The 13,119-nt window shown below is 53.4% G+C and carries 13 protein-coding genes; 10 read left to right on the plus strand and 3 right to left on the minus strand.

The genetic code is table 11. The features are described from left to right. Positions 1-37 precede the first annotated feature (37 nt). The 10 genes from R70331_RS02405 (at position 38) to R70331_RS02450 (ending at position 10,027) form a co-directional block, all read left to right on the plus strand. Positions 38-550 (plus strand): DUF2569 domain-containing protein, encoded by a 513-nt coding sequence (locus tag R70331_RS02405; protein WP_042172559.1) that lies wholly within the window; start codon positions 38-40, stop codon positions 548-550. Positions 551-681: 131 nt separating this feature from the next. Further along, positions 682-2,226, plus strand: coding sequence for a spore germination protein (locus R70331_RS02410; protein WP_042172561.1), 1,545 nt, complete (start codon positions 682-684; stop codon positions 2,224-2,226). Then, entirely contained in the window at positions 2,223-3,380 is a 1,158-nt protein-coding gene (locus R70331_RS02415) for a Ger(x)C family spore germination protein (RefSeq protein ID WP_042172563.1), read from the plus strand. Before R70331_RS02410 ends, R70331_RS02415 begins: the two co-directional genes overlap by 4 nt. Before the next feature lie 5 nt (positions 3,381-3,385). Then, on the plus strand, positions 3,386-3,589 hold the full coding sequence (locus tag R70331_RS02420) for a hypothetical protein (protein WP_042172565.1): 204 nt from the start codon (positions 3,386-3,388) through the stop codon (positions 3,587-3,589). Positions 3,590-3,613: 24 nt separating this feature from the next. Continuing rightward, positions 3,614-4,717 (plus strand): GerAB/ArcD/ProY family transporter, encoded by a 1,104-nt coding sequence (locus R70331_RS02425; RefSeq protein WP_042172567.1) that lies wholly within the window; start codon positions 3,614-3,616, stop codon positions 4,715-4,717. 150 nt (positions 4,718-4,867) lie between these two features. Next, positions 4,868-5,494 (plus strand): alpha/beta hydrolase, encoded by a 627-nt coding sequence (locus R70331_RS02430; RefSeq protein ID WP_042172569.1) that lies wholly within the window; start codon positions 4,868-4,870, stop codon positions 5,492-5,494. A 29-nt stretch (positions 5,495-5,523) separates the two neighbouring features. Next, positions 5,524-5,820: an antibiotic biosynthesis monooxygenase family protein gene (locus tag R70331_RS02435; protein ID WP_042172572.1), complete on the plus strand. Its 297-nt coding sequence runs from the start codon at positions 5,524-5,526 to the stop codon at positions 5,818-5,820. Between the two features lie 14 nt (positions 5,821-5,834). Beyond that, positions 5,835-6,680, plus strand: coding sequence for a phosphotransferase family protein (locus R70331_RS02440; protein WP_042172574.1), 846 nt, complete (start codon positions 5,835-5,837; stop codon positions 6,678-6,680). Between the two features lie 223 nt (positions 6,681-6,903). After that, the gene (locus R70331_RS02445) at positions 6,904-9,015 is read left to right on the plus strand and encodes a glycosyltransferase family 39 protein (protein WP_052418887.1); all 2,112 of its coding nucleotides are present in this window, start codon (positions 6,904-6,906) and stop codon (positions 9,013-9,015) included. A gap of 28 nt (positions 9,016-9,043) precedes the next feature. Then, positions 9,044-10,027, plus strand: a complete 984-nt coding sequence (locus R70331_RS02450; protein ID WP_042172577.1) for a glycosyltransferase family 2 protein — start codon at positions 9,044-9,046, stop codon at positions 10,025-10,027. Between the two features lie 84 nt (positions 10,028-10,111). On the opposite strand, the gene R70331_RS02455 is transcribed toward R70331_RS02450, so the two are convergent. The 3 genes from R70331_RS02455 to R70331_RS02465 form a co-directional block, all read right to left on the minus strand. Continuing rightward, on the minus strand, positions 10,112-10,678 hold the full coding sequence (locus R70331_RS02455; protein ID WP_042172578.1) for an FAD-dependent oxidoreductase: 567 nt from the start codon (positions 10,676-10,678) through the stop codon (positions 10,112-10,114). A 65-nt stretch (positions 10,679-10,743) separates the two neighbouring features. Further along, positions 10,744-12,273 (minus strand): sensor histidine kinase, encoded by a 1,530-nt coding sequence (locus tag R70331_RS02460; RefSeq protein ID WP_042172579.1) that lies wholly within the window; start codon positions 12,271-12,273, stop codon positions 10,744-10,746. Next, a complete protein-coding gene (locus R70331_RS02465) occupies positions 12,270-12,956 on the minus strand; it encodes a response regulator transcription factor (RefSeq protein ID WP_042172580.1) in 687 nt (228 codons plus the stop codon). Before R70331_RS02465 ends, R70331_RS02460 begins: the two co-directional genes overlap by 4 nt. Between the last annotated feature and the right edge of the window lie 163 nt (positions 12,957-13,119).

The following is a 13,119-nucleotide window of genomic DNA, read 5'->3' on the forward strand; positions in this document are numbered from 1 at the left end:
ATGTGTTGGCTAAATGATAACAGAGGATGTGCTGTTGTTGGGATCACTTATCCCCGCTAAAAAAGGCATGAGGCTGTCGCCTGACCACCCTAAAGGGCTGGGCGGCTGGCTGGTGCTTGTCCAGATTGGACTGTATGTTACGTTAATCAGATCCTTCCTTATGGTCTATGATTTCTTCCTTAACTCGCACGGCAGTGAAGGCTGGAATGCGTTAACTTCTCCGGGTTCGGCAGATTATCATACATTATGGAAGCCTACGCTGGTTTTCGAGGTGAGTGCAAACATTATTCTGCTGCTGCTTACTGTATATTTGCTTATTTTGCTGTATAACAAAAGGGCTGTTTTTCCGCGCTGGCTGATTCTATATTATATCATCGGTCTGGGGATGCAGATCATCCTGATTATATTGGTCTCTAACATTCCACAGTCCGCTGAGCTGACTGCCGGCAGCAGCCTGCTGTCGGGCATTGCGCGGGGGCTTGTGAACAGCCTCATCTGGACTGCCTACATTCTGCGCTCCAAGAGAGTGCGTAATACCTTCGTGAATTGAATCAGCAGAACAGCAAATAAAGCCGCAGCCGCGGCTTTTTTGCTGTTCTCTTATAGCAGACGGACGAATAGGAGTGCAGGCGGCGGGGGATAATCAACTCAAAAGAAGAATAGACAGGAGTGACGGCTGTGATGAATGCGGGAATAACGGCAAACAGCGAACATTCTGCCCAGAAGATTGATTCCTCCCGTCCTATGAGCTGCTCTATGGATGACACGCTGGCTTGGTTCCGGCAGGTATTTTGTAATGACGGCACCCTTAGAATACGTGTAATAGAAAATGACCATGGCGAGCGTATCCGCTGCGCAGTCGTCTATGTTGACGGAATGATTGACCGTGAGCTGATTCAGAGCGGCGTGATGAGGCCGGTTATGGCCTATGAATTCACGGACGGGGATATGGGAAATCCGGCCAGGCTGATGGAACTGGTCCGTACCAGAGTGATTACGATCAGCGACGTGACCGTTTCGGAGCAGCTGGACGAGCTGATTGGCGCCGTGGTCAGCGGTAAAACTGTCTTTTTGCTGGACGGCTATGCCGGTTCACTGACTATCAATGCCCAGAGCTGGGAGACACGCTCTATAGAAGAACCTATGACAGAGAAGGCGGTACGCGGGCCGCGGGACGGTTTTAATGAATCGCTTTTGACCAATCTGACGCTGATCCGCCGCAGAGTGCAGAATTCCGACCTGAAATTTGTGTTCACCGACATCGGCACCCGGACCAAAACCCAGACCTGCATCTGCTACATGGAAAGCCTCGCCTCGCCGGATATTCTGAAGGAGCTGCAAGGCAGGCTGGCCCGGGTCGAAATCGACCATCTGCTGGATACAGGCTACCTTGCGGAGCTGATCCGTGATGAGCCCTATTCCCCCTTTGAAATGATTGGAAGCACAGAACGTCCGGACTCGGTGGTAGGTAAAATAATGGAAGGCCGCTTTGCCGTACTTATTGAAGGAAGCCCGTTTGCCTTGACGCTGCCGTATGTATTTGTGGAGAATTTCCAGGCCAGCGAGGATTACTATATCAGCTATTTTTTCGCTTCGTTTAACCGGCTGCTCCGGGTGCTTGGCGCTTTTCTGTCAATCAGTATTCCGGCCGGGTATCTGGCACTGGTCACATACAGCCAAGAGATGGTGCCGACTCTGCTGCTGCTCAGCATCGCGTCCGCACGTATGTCCGTACCGTTTCCTACAGTCGTTGAGGCAGTGCTCATGCTGACGATCTTTGAGATTCTGCGTGAAGCCGGAGCGCGGATTCCCAATTCCATCGGGCAGGCTGTCAGCATCGTAGGCGCGCTGGTGCTGGGTCAGGCTGCAGTGGATGCGCGGATTGTCAGCGCTCCGATGGTGATTGTTGTGGGGCTGACAGGAATTACTACCCTGCTCAATCCGCGGCTTACCGGGCCGCTGATTATCGTACGGATGATTCTGCTGCTGAGTGCTTTTTTATTTGGTATCTTCGGGTACTTTTTCGGGCTGCTCGGGCTGGTAATTCATCTGATGAGTCTGCGCTCCTTCGGCGTTCCTTATATGCTTGGGGTGGGCTCGATCCGGCCACAGGATATTAAGGATACTGCGATCCGTGCGCCCTGGTGGGATATGTATCTGCGTCCCGCGGTTATCGGGGCACGCAATATGAAGCGGAAGGATTCGGCGAAGCGGGGCAGACGATGAAAAGACTCCTTTCCCGGTATTTATCACTCCTGCTTGCCGCTTGCATGCTTGTCAGCCTGTCAGGCTGCTGGAACTATACAGAGGTTGATGATATGTCGATTGTGGCCGGTGTAGCCCTTGATAAGAACAAAGCGGATAACAATATTCAGCTGACGGTGGAGATGGTCGATACCCAGGGCGGGCTGCAGCAGAATCAGACCGGGTTCAAAATGCTGAGTCTGACCGGTGATACGATCTTTAGTATCGTCCGCAATATGATTTCAGTGACCGGGCGGAAGCTGTTTTGGAGCCATGCCAAGGTCATTATTGTCAGCGAGGAGCTGGCACGGGAGGGGCTGGTCAAGGTCATCGATTGGTACAGCAGAGATACGGAGACCCGGGCGGATGTATATATTTTTGTATCGAATGAAAAAAATGCCCGTGAAGTGCTTGAGTTGAACAGCACAACGAAGACCATCATGTCCTTTGAGCTGGCGCAGATGATGAAGGATGAGCCGTTTACGAGCACTGCGCCGGTGGTGGAAATCTGGGATTTTATCGACAAACTGGAGACCCCCGGGAAAAATGCGATAGCGCCGCTAATTAACGTCAGTGAAGTAAACGGACAGAAGAATGAACGCGTTAACGGGACTGCGATATTTGTGAAGGACAGGATGGTCGGCAAATTGGACGGGGAAGAGACAAAATATACTCTTTTTGCTAAAAATGACGTGAAGGGCGGGGTGCTGACTGTAGACAACGAGCGCGGAATCCCTACCTACTCGCTGGAAATATTATCGAGCCGGACAAAAGTGAAGCCTGTCTGGGCAGGCGGCAAGCTGCAGATCCAGATTAGTACCCTCACCCATACCGGACTGGATGAGGTAATGAGCACAGTGGATCTTACCGGCAAAGAAAGCATCAAGGCTATTGAGGACCGGGCAAGCGCAGACCTGCAGGAGCACATTCTCGCTGTAATCAGCAAGCTGCAGCGGGAATATCAGTCGGATATTTTCGGATTCGGCAAGGCTGTGCATGATGCTATGCCGCACGACTGGCACAGACTGGAGGAGAGATGGCCGCAGGAATTCAAGGAGCTGGATGTGAAGGTCACTTCAAAGGTAGTGATACAGAGCACAGCCAAATCATCCAGAACGATCAAGTTAGGAGATTAATAACCGTGCCCATTCTAATTGTACTGATCTACGCGTTTATCGTGTGGCTGGATCCCTACGGCCTGCTTAAGCAGGGGAAAAAGCGGGATTTTTACATGTGCTCTGCGCTATGCCTGATCTCCTTCTCACTTGCCTTCAGCCTGGCGATGCATTGGGAGATTCCCAGCCCGTCAACGCCGATAGTCTATTTCATTAAACAGCTATTCTAAGGCTGCACAGGAAGGAGGGAGGTTATGGGCAAAGAGATCATACCGGCCGGACAGTCGATCAGCATAGTCATATTGTTCATCATCGGCAGCTCGCTGTTTATGGGCACTTCGGGCGAATCGGGCAACAGCAGCTGGATTGCGATTATTCTGGCAGTTTTGCTGACCATTCCGCTGATGCTGATTTACGCGCGGCTGCATGTGCTTTTTCCGGGCAAAAATCTGTATGACATGCTGATTGCCGTCTTCGGGGGATTCATTGGGCGGATGTTCTCCTGTCTCTATATCTGGTATACGCTCCATCTGGGTTCGCTGGTGCTGCGTAACTACGGGGAGTTCAGTAAGACCGTGGCCCTGACCTCTACTCCAATGCTGGCTCCGATGCTGATTGTCGGCCTGCTCTGCATCTGGGTGGTCAATGCAGGGCTGGAGGTGGTTGGACGGAGTGCAAAGTTTCTGCTGCTGTTTACTTTAGCCGTGATCATCGTGGTTCAGCTGCTGTCTATTCCTAAATTTGAATATCAGCATATGAAGCCGCTGCTGGACAGCGGCTGGGGACCCGTAATGCAGGATGTGGCAGGCTCCTTTACGTTTCCGTTTGCAGAGATTGTGGTGTTTCTGGGAGCCTTTACGGTTCTTCCGCGAAAAGGATCGGCAGCACGGGTGCTGATCAGCGGAGTGACCATTTCGGGAGTCATCATCATTGGCGTCACCGTGCGGAATCTGCTCGTGCTCGGTCCGGAAATTCTCTCATCCCTCTATTTCCCCGCTTATGTGGCGGTCAGCCGGATCAATGTCGGTGATTTCCTGACCCGGATTGAGGGCTCCTCGGCGATTATTTTTATAACCTCGCTGTTCATCAAGGTAAGTCTCTGCCTGTATGTTACCTGCCAGGGCATTGCCAGGGTGTTCAAGCTGGAGAGCTACCGCTCTGTGGTGCTGCAAACGGGACTGATTATGGTCTGTATGGCGGATTTTATCTATAAAGATATTACGCAGATGCAGTATTTTGCCTACCATATCTACAAAATTTATGCGCTTCCCTTCCAGGTGTTTATTCCGCTGCTGCTCTGGATTACAGCTGAGATTATGGCACACAGGGCCGCCGGCAGGGAGGAGGACGTACAGTGACAATTATGAGCGTCAGATGAATTCCCGTTCTTTTCCAGCGGGAGTTTTTTTGTCATTTCCAACTGTCAGCGAAGATCGTTATAATGAGAGTCATAGAAAACGCCCTCGCAGGCGGTTACCTGAGAGGTATGTTACAAAAGGAGGAAGCTTATGAGCGTTTCAAGTATCATGATGTCCTCCCATTGGGGCAGAGAGGTCAGACATAAGTATGCTGCGCTGGGCTCCAAGGCGCTGGCTGTTGTTTTTCCGGGGCAGAACTACTCGGCTGAACGCTCTCTGCTGGACTATGCAGGCAAAGCGGCGGCTGAGCACGGCTGTGATCTGCTGATTCTGGAGTACGGCTACCAGAGCGCACGGGCGGGCTTCAAGCGGGAAGAGATAGATATTGTCATTGAGGAATGTAAAGCGGCAATGGGCGCGGTTCCCGAATATGAGCAGCTGTTGTTTATCAGCAAAAGCATGGGCACCGTCATTGCCGGACGGGTGGCGGCAGAGCTGGGCCTGCAGGCGAAAACAGCGCATCTGTACCTGACTCCGGTCGCTGAGACGGTCCCCTTGATCCAGAAAAGCCGGGGCAGTGTTATCTACGGCGGCAGCGACCCGATGTTCAGCGGGCAGCATCCCGCCGAAATCAGCGGATTGCCGAATGTCAGAGTGTACCGGATTGATGATGCCAACCATGCGCTTGAAGTAGGCAGTGTCAACGAATCGCTGGCAGTGCTGCTGGTCATTATCAATTTTTATCATGAATTTTTCCGCGATGCGCTTGATGCGTAACGCTTAATACAGAAAAGGCGGGGGATCAGATGATATTGGAAGCGGCTATGCTGCAGATAAAACAGGGGCTAACCGCGGAGTTCGAAGCCAGCTTCAGACAGGCCTCTCCGCTGATAGCTTCCATTGAAGGATACCAGGGGCATGAGCTCCAGCATTGTCTGGAGGATGAACATAAATATCTGCTGCTTGTAAAGTGGCGGACACTTGAGGATCACACCATCGGATTCAGAGAATCAGCCCAGTACCAGGAATGGAAGGCATTACTACATAGATTTTACGAACCGTTCCCGGCAGTTGAACATTTCACCGGTGTAAATCTGGAATAGGCGGGAGGAAGAATATGAAGGGCAAGCAGATCGGGGCAGGCCGGACTGCAGAAGTACGGGAATATGGAGAGGGCACGATTGTTAAGCTTTATCTGGAGGATTTTCCGGCAGAGCCGATTCGGCAGGAGTTCAAGGTTAGTACATATGTGTATAATCAGGGTGGTGTGTCCACACCAAGGCCGGTTGGGCAGGTTGAAGCGGAAGGACGCAGCGGGATTGTCTTTCAGCAGATTCATGGACGCTCGCTGCTGAGCCTGATCAGCGGACAGCCATGGCGCTTGCCTGTGTATGCCAGGCAGCTGGCTGCCCTGCATCATCAGCTCCATCAGCTGGAGGGCAGTCCGGAGATCGGCCGGCATAAGGAGCTGCTGGAGAGACAGATTGTAGCCGCACCTATGCTTACCATGGAAGAGAAAACAGCTGTTCTGGAGCATCTGCGGCCGCTGCCTGAAGGCAACAGGCTGTGTCATGGTGATTTTCACCCGGATAATGTACTGATCGATGCTGAAGGGGCCTGGATCATTGACTGGATGAACGGGACTTCCGGGAATCCGGCGGCAGATGCGGCAAGGTCGATTCTGCTGTTCAGCATGGGCTCAATGCCTCCGGGCAGCTCACTGGCTGCACGGGTAGTCACCGGCTTTATCCGGCAGAAGCTTACGAAGATCTACATCCGCGAATATCTAAGCTTATCGGGTTATAGCTATACCGAGATTAAAGCCTGGATTCTCCCCGTAGCTGCAGCCCGATTAACCGAAGGGGTTCCGGCGGGAGAAAAAGAAAATCTTGCCAAAGAAATCCGCAGGCGTCTGAGTGCTTTGCGGAAGCACCAGATCAGTCCAGGTGTACATGACAAATAGATGAAAGGGTCAGCCAGAGCTTCTGGCTGGCTTTTTTTTGATTTTGGGGAACGGCTTGAGTTACCGGAACGGCTTTTACAGGCTCCCGAACGTTCAGCAAACTTTCAGCTTGGACTCATTGACGGTTAAGGTAGGGATGCAATAATACCACTAAGCAAAGCTTGACATTGGGGAGAGAGCACTGCCGAATAGGGTTTTATTGAATGATGGGAGTGGACCAAAGATGATATGGATTAAAAGAATGGCTTCAGATGTTGTATTGCTGTTTATCCTGCTGCTCGCTGCATTTCTATACGGTTACGGGATCTGGAATGACCATTATGTGAATACGTACTATACAACCGCAGTCGGAAGCATGCTGCAGAGCTTTCATAATTTCTTTTTTGCTTCACTGGACTCTGCAGGCTCAGTGACAGTAGATAAGCCGCCGGTGGCGTTCTGGATTCAGACACTCAGCGCCTGGATCTTCGGGCTGCACGGCTGGAGCGTCATCCTGCCCCAGACAATGGCCGGCGTAGGCTCAGTATTGCTTGTGTATTTGCTGGTTAAGCCAAGCTTCGGCAGAACAGCTGCGCGCCTGGCTGCCCTGGCAATGGCTGCCACACCCGTTGCGGCGGCGGTCAGCCGGACGAACAATATTGATGCCATGCTGGTGTTTACGCTGCTGCTGGCAGCCTGGTTTTTATTCAAGGGGACCCGAAATCACAAAACAGGCAGCCTGCTCATTGCCTTTGGGCTGATCGGGGTTGCTTTTAATGAAAAAATGCTGCAGGCCTATATGGTTGTGCCGGCCTTTTACCTGTTCTATATTCTTGCAGCCAAAGTGAGCTGGAAGAAAAAAACCGGAGTGCTGGCTGCCTGCACTGCTGTAATGCTGGTGATCTCGCTCTCCTGGGCAGTAATCGTAGATTCCATTCCGGCAGACAAGCGGCCGTATATGGGGAGCAGCGGCACTAACTCGGTGCTTAATCTGGCCTTCGGGTACAACGGGGTATCCCGTCTGACCGGCGACCGCAGTACCGGTGGCGGCAGCGGTATGCCGGGCGGCGGCTTCGGGGGCGGACAGATGCCGGAAATGAACGGCGGAATGCCTGCAATGGGCGGAGCCGGCGGGCAGGGTACAGCCGGGGACGGACGGGGCCAAGGCAGCGGCGGCGGAGTGCGCGGCGGTGACAGAGGAACGGCACCGCAAGGCCAAAACGAAGGCAGCGGCGAAATGCCGGGGAGCGGATCTGATGACGGAGGCCGCCAGTTCGGCGGTGCTGACGGCGGGCAAGGCGGCCGTGGCGGCAATTTTGGCAGCAGCGGCGGGATGTTCAACACCGGAACCGCCGGACCGCTGCGGCTGTTCCAGCAGGAGCTGTCCGGCCAGGCCAGCTGGCTGCTGCCCTTTGTCTTATTCGGCATAATCGGTATATTCGCCGGCCTGCGCCGCAGGAACTTTACGATGCAGCACAAAGAAGCCCTGTTCTGGCTGGCCTGGCTGGTGCCGGCAATGGGATTCTTCAGCATCGCAGGGTTCTTCCACCAGTATTATCTGATTATGATGGCGCCGCCGGTTGCGGCACTGGCCGGAGCAGGCTGGTTCAAGCTCTGGCAATACTATGAAGAGCGTTCAAGCTGGCTGTCCTGGCTGCTGCCTGTGGCCGTTCCGGCTACAGCTGGCTTCCAGTGGTACATTATTCATCCGTATAACGATACGATCGGCAGCGGCTGGTCGGTCGGGGTTCTTGCAGCCGGTATTGCAGCTGCCTTGCTTCTGATTATGCTGCGGGTGTTAAAAGGCAGGGCGAAGCCAGCCCTTGTCCGCGTAGCAGCTGTAGCCGGGCTGCTGGTACTGCTGGTCGGCCCGCTGTACTGGGCGTTTACGCCGATTACGTACGGTCTTAACAGTATGACTCCGGCCGCAGGTCCTGACAGCAGCGACAGCGGCGGATTCGGAGGCGGCGGCAGAAACAGCAGCACCGGCGTGGACGAAAAACTGCTGGCTTATCTGAAGGAGCATAACAGCGGAGAAGAGTATTTGTTCGCCGCCATGGACTATGGGACAGCAGGCCCTTACATTATCGACGAAGGTGAAAAAGTAGTCATTCTGAACGGCTTCAATAACTCGGATGTGCCGTACACCGCTGAGACCCTGCAGGCACTGGTAGAAAGCGGCAAGGTCAAATATTTCCTTGTTACCAGTGGCGGTATGGGAGGCGGACGCGGCGGCGGTAACTCTGACATTACCAGCTGGATTACAGAGAATGGTACAGAGGTACCGTCAGCAGACTGGCAGGGAACCGCAGCAGGAGGAGCCGGAGGCACCCTTTATGAAATCATTTTAGACTAAGATTATTCAATTTAAGGAGGAGCTGCCCATGAGTATCAACGTGCGCTATTCCGTCATTATACCGATGTACAATGAAGAGGCTGTAATTCAGGAGACGTACCGGCGGATCAAAAAAGTAATGGGCACAACCGGTGAATGCTATGAGCTGCTGTTTGTAAATGACGGCAGTACGGATAACTGTGCTCAGATGATAGAGGAGTACAGCTACTGGGATGAGAGTGTGAAGCTGATCGACCTGTCCCGTAATTTCGGGCACCAGATTGCTATCACTGCCGGGATGGACTACTCGCAGGGGGATGCGGTCATTATTATTGATGCTGACCTGCAGGACCCGCCGGAGCTGATTCTGACGATGATTGAGGAATGGAAGAAGGGCTACGAGGTTGTATACGCCAAGCGCATCAAGAGAAACGGGGAATCCTTGTTCAAAAAATGGACGGCTAGCGCCTTTTACCGCATCCTGCGCTATTCCACCGACATCTCTATCCCGGTCGATACCGGCGATTTCCGGCTGATTGACCGTAAGGTGTGTGAAGAGCTCAAACGGCTGCCGGAGAAAAACCGTTTTGTCCGCGGCCTGGTCAGCTGGGTCGGCTTCCGCCAGAAGGCTATAGAGTATGAACGTGATGAGCGCCTGGCCGGAGAAACCAAATATCCGCTGAAGCGTATGATCAAGCTGTCGCTGGACGGCATTACCTCCTTCTCGTATAAACCGCTGAAGCTCGCTGGTTACCTGGGAGCCCTGCTGTCGGCCAGCGGATTTCTGTATCTGATGTATGTGCTGTATCTTGCGCTTTTTACGGATGCTGCCGTTAAAGGCTGGGCATCAATGATTGGCATTACCCTGACGTTTAACGGATTCGTGCTGATTATGCTGGGCATTCTCGGTGAGTATGTCGGCCGGATCTACGATGAGACCAAAGGACGTCCGCTCTACATTGTGCAGGAGTTCTATGAAGGCAGGCCGCAGCAGGCAGTACAGGAACCCAGAGTAGCGCAGCTTAATAAGTAGTAATGCAAGAGGCCAGCCGGATTACCGGCTGGCCTCTTGCTGCTCAGACTGCTGAGCTGTATATCATTCTGCGCATCAAAGGGACTAAGCCTTCAGCAAATCATGGTCCACATATCTTGTACCATTCAGCTCGCTGATAATGTTGATGGCAACCTTTGCTCCGTCTCCGGCAGTAATAATAGCGTGTACACTGACACCGGCAGCTGTTCCGGCTGCCCAGATTCCGTCAACATTGGTTTTGCCCTCTGCATTAACCGCTACTACCGTTTTGATTCTCGGCTCTGTGCCGTCCTTTGTTGCCACACCGGCTTTGGCGGCAAGATCGGTTAGCACGCCTGTTGCCAGAATGACATGCTTCGCTTCGTAAGTAGCGCCGCTTTCCGTTTCAATGGTAAATCCTTCACTGCCGGCTGTGAGGTTAACCGCCTGATCAGCAACCAGCTCCGCTCCGAATTTAACCGCCTGCTTATGTCCGGTTTCAACAAGATCAGGGCCGCCGATTTCAGCAATGCCATAATAGTTCTCATACCAGCCTCTGCGGGTCATGCCCTTATCATTATCAATCAGCAGTGTCTGCTTGCCTGCCTTGGCAGTGAACAGGGCGGCACTTGCACCGGCGGGGCCGGCTCCGATAACAGCAACTTCATACATAACGTTAACCTCCTGAAAATGATGTAGTGCTTACTATTATAACGTTAATTACAGCTTATAAGCTACTATTCTGCCAGACAGGGGAGAGTGATTCTGAAGAAGGTTCCCTTACCGGGCGTACTCTCTGCACGGATGGCTCCGCCGTGTGCCTCAACAAGCGACTTGGTGATGGATAATCCCAGGCCCGATCCGCCGTATTTGCGTGTGCGCGATGAATCGCTGCGGTAAAAGCGGTCAAAGACATGCGGCAGATGCTCGGCTGAAATTCCTGAGCCGTTATCGCTCACTGTAAGCTCTGCCTCAGCATTTCTCGCATGGAGAGAGAGATGAATGGCGCCTTTTTCGCTATCCGTATGCTGCACGGCATTATGGAACAGATTGAGAATAACCTGCTTGATTTTGTCAGGATCAGCCATCCCGCGGATGCCGCAGGCAATATCAAAGGTTACCTTGCGGCCGCCGGCAAGCACCAGCAGCTGGGGCTGCATTTCCCCGATAATCCCGTCAAGCTGAAGCTCTTTAACTCTAAGCTGGGGCGCCCAGTCCATCCGGGCCAGCAGCAGCAGGTCCTCCACCAGCTTGTTGATCCGTTTAGATTCACCATGCATGCTGTTCAGCGCATTATAGAGCTGCTCTTTATTGTCTGCTGCTCCGCGCAGCAGCACTTCCAGAAAGCCGTGGATGGAGGTGAGCGGTGTCCGCAGCTCATGGGAGGCATCGGCGGCAAAACGCCGCATCTGCTCCTTGGCTTCACGCTCACTGCGGAAGGAGACCTCCAGCCGTTCCAGCATTCCGTTGAAGGAATGGGACAGCTTGTCAATTTCCGTCTGCCCCTGATCTACAGGGAAACGCACATCCAGATTGCCGGCATCAATACGCTGGGCGGCTTCACCCATATTAGATAACGGTACCAGTGTCTTGCGCAGTGCAGGCAGGTAGAGGAACAGGCCCGCCAGCAGGGCGACTACCGCCAGTGCAGCGAAAATCAGCAGCTGCTGCACGATTACATCCCTGAGCGGACCCGTCCCGACACTCATCTGCAGCAAAATTTTATTGCTGCCGGGCCGGCCCAGATCCATGAACACTGCAAGATGCTGGCTGCCGTCCGAGGCTGTGATGAGCCTATAGCTTCCGGTTGCCTTCTCTGTCGTATGGGTTAGCAGCTCATTATACTGCTCATTAGTCAGCTGCGGAGCGGCAGAATCAGAGAGGGTATCCTTCTGCAAATCGGTAAAGGTGCCGTCTGAGCTGTATGCGGCAATGGTCGTATGCGCATCCAGCAGCAGCGGGCGCCCTCCCTCGCCGTTGCGCTGGCTTGACGGACTGTTCCCCGGCAGGCTGCCGCCGCCGCCAAAAGGATTCGAAAAATCTCCGGAGATAAGCCGGTAAAAAAAATCCCGCGGCACAGACCGCAGCTGGGCCTCCATTGATTCCGCCCTGTTGCTGTAGATGAAGTTGCGCATCAGCACGTATTGCAGGACTCCGATGAGCAGCAGGAGGCCTGAGAGAATAAGCAGGGAGGTTGCCAGCAGCTGCTTGCGCAGGGAGCGCGGTGAGCGGAGCCGGCGGAAGAATCCGGACATGTTTCTTCTCATAACAGGTCTACCCGGTAACCCGCTCCGCGCAGGGTACGGATAATCCGGTGCTCCTTATCGCCCAGCTTCTCGCGGAGGGAACGGATATAGACTTCAACGATATTTTCTTCACCGCCAAAGTCATAGCCCCATACCTTGTCCAGAATCATCGGCTTGCTCAGCACCAGGCCGTGGTTGATCACCAGATACTGCAGCAGCTCATATTCGGTCGGGGAAAGCTCCAGCACCTCGTCCCTGAACCGGAGTTCCTTGCGCCTGCTGTCGATCCGGAACGGGCCGCAGCGGACCTCGCCGAGCAGGCCGGGGAACTGATTGCGCAGCCGGGCCTGAATCCGGGCCAGCAGCTCATCGAAGCTGAACGGCTTGATCATGTAGTCATCCGCTCCGATAGACAGGCCTTTAACCCGGTCATCGACTTCGTCCTTGGCCGTAAGCATAATAACGGCGATTTCCGCCTCCTCCGAACGGAGGTAGCGGCATACCTCAAAACCGTCCATCCCGGGCATCATCACATCAAGAATAGCCACATGCGGCTTGAAATCAGCAGCAGCAGCGATGGCGCTTGCCCCGTCAGGTGCGGTTTTCACTTCAAAGCCTTCATTGGTTAAGCCAAGTTCCAGAAACTGGAGTATATGAGGCTCGTCATCAACGAGCAACAGGCGTACGCCTTGGGCAGCTTTCATGGTTAATTCCTCCGTTTACGTATAGAGATGGCTATATTATGACACATCAGGTTGAACGTTTGCTGAATATCACGCACAAAACGATTCGGAAATGCAGTTCAGGGTTAATCATTATGGTTAATTTATATATACATGCTGTAAATGTCAGTATTGAAAGAAAATA

This window comes from Paenibacillus sp. FSL R7-0331 (genome assembly GCF_000758645.1).
Classification (GTDB): domain Bacteria; phylum Bacillota; class Bacilli; order Paenibacillales; family Paenibacillaceae; genus Paenibacillus_AQ; species Paenibacillus_AQ camerounensis.

Coding starts and splice junctions, on each gene's coding strand:
- R70331_RS02425 (WP_042172567.1), top strand. CDS start 3,614: ATGGGCAAAGAGATCATACCGGCCGGACAGTCGATCAGCATAGTCATA.
- R70331_RS02455 (WP_042172578.1), bottom strand. CDS start 10,678: ATGTATGAAGTTGCTGTTATCGGAGCCGGCCCCGCCGGTGCAAGTGCC.
- R70331_RS02430 (WP_042172569.1), top strand. CDS start 4,868: ATGAGCGTTTCAAGTATCATGATGTCCTCCCATTGGGGCAGAGAGGTC.
- R70331_RS02445 (WP_052418887.1), top strand. CDS start 6,904: ATGATATGGATTAAAAGAATGGCTTCAGATGTTGTATTGCTGTTTATC.
- R70331_RS02440 (WP_042172574.1), top strand. CDS start 5,835: ATGAAGGGCAAGCAGATCGGGGCAGGCCGGACTGCAGAAGTACGGGAA.
- R70331_RS02415 (WP_042172563.1), top strand. CDS start 2,223: ATGAAAAGACTCCTTTCCCGGTATTTATCACTCCTGCTTGCCGCTTGC.
- R70331_RS02465 (WP_042172580.1), bottom strand. CDS start 12,956: ATGAAAGCTGCCCAAGGCGTACGCCTGTTGCTCGTTGATGACGAGCCT.
- R70331_RS02410 (WP_042172561.1), top strand. CDS start 682: ATGAATGCGGGAATAACGGCAAACAGCGAACATTCTGCCCAGAAGATT.
- R70331_RS02450 (WP_042172577.1), top strand. CDS start 9,044: ATGAGTATCAACGTGCGCTATTCCGTCATTATACCGATGTACAATGAA.
- R70331_RS02435 (WP_042172572.1), top strand. CDS start 5,524: ATGATATTGGAAGCGGCTATGCTGCAGATAAAACAGGGGCTAACCGCG.
- R70331_RS02460 (WP_042172579.1), bottom strand. CDS start 12,273: ATGAGAAGAAACATGTCCGGATTCTTCCGCCGGCTCCGCTCACCGCGC.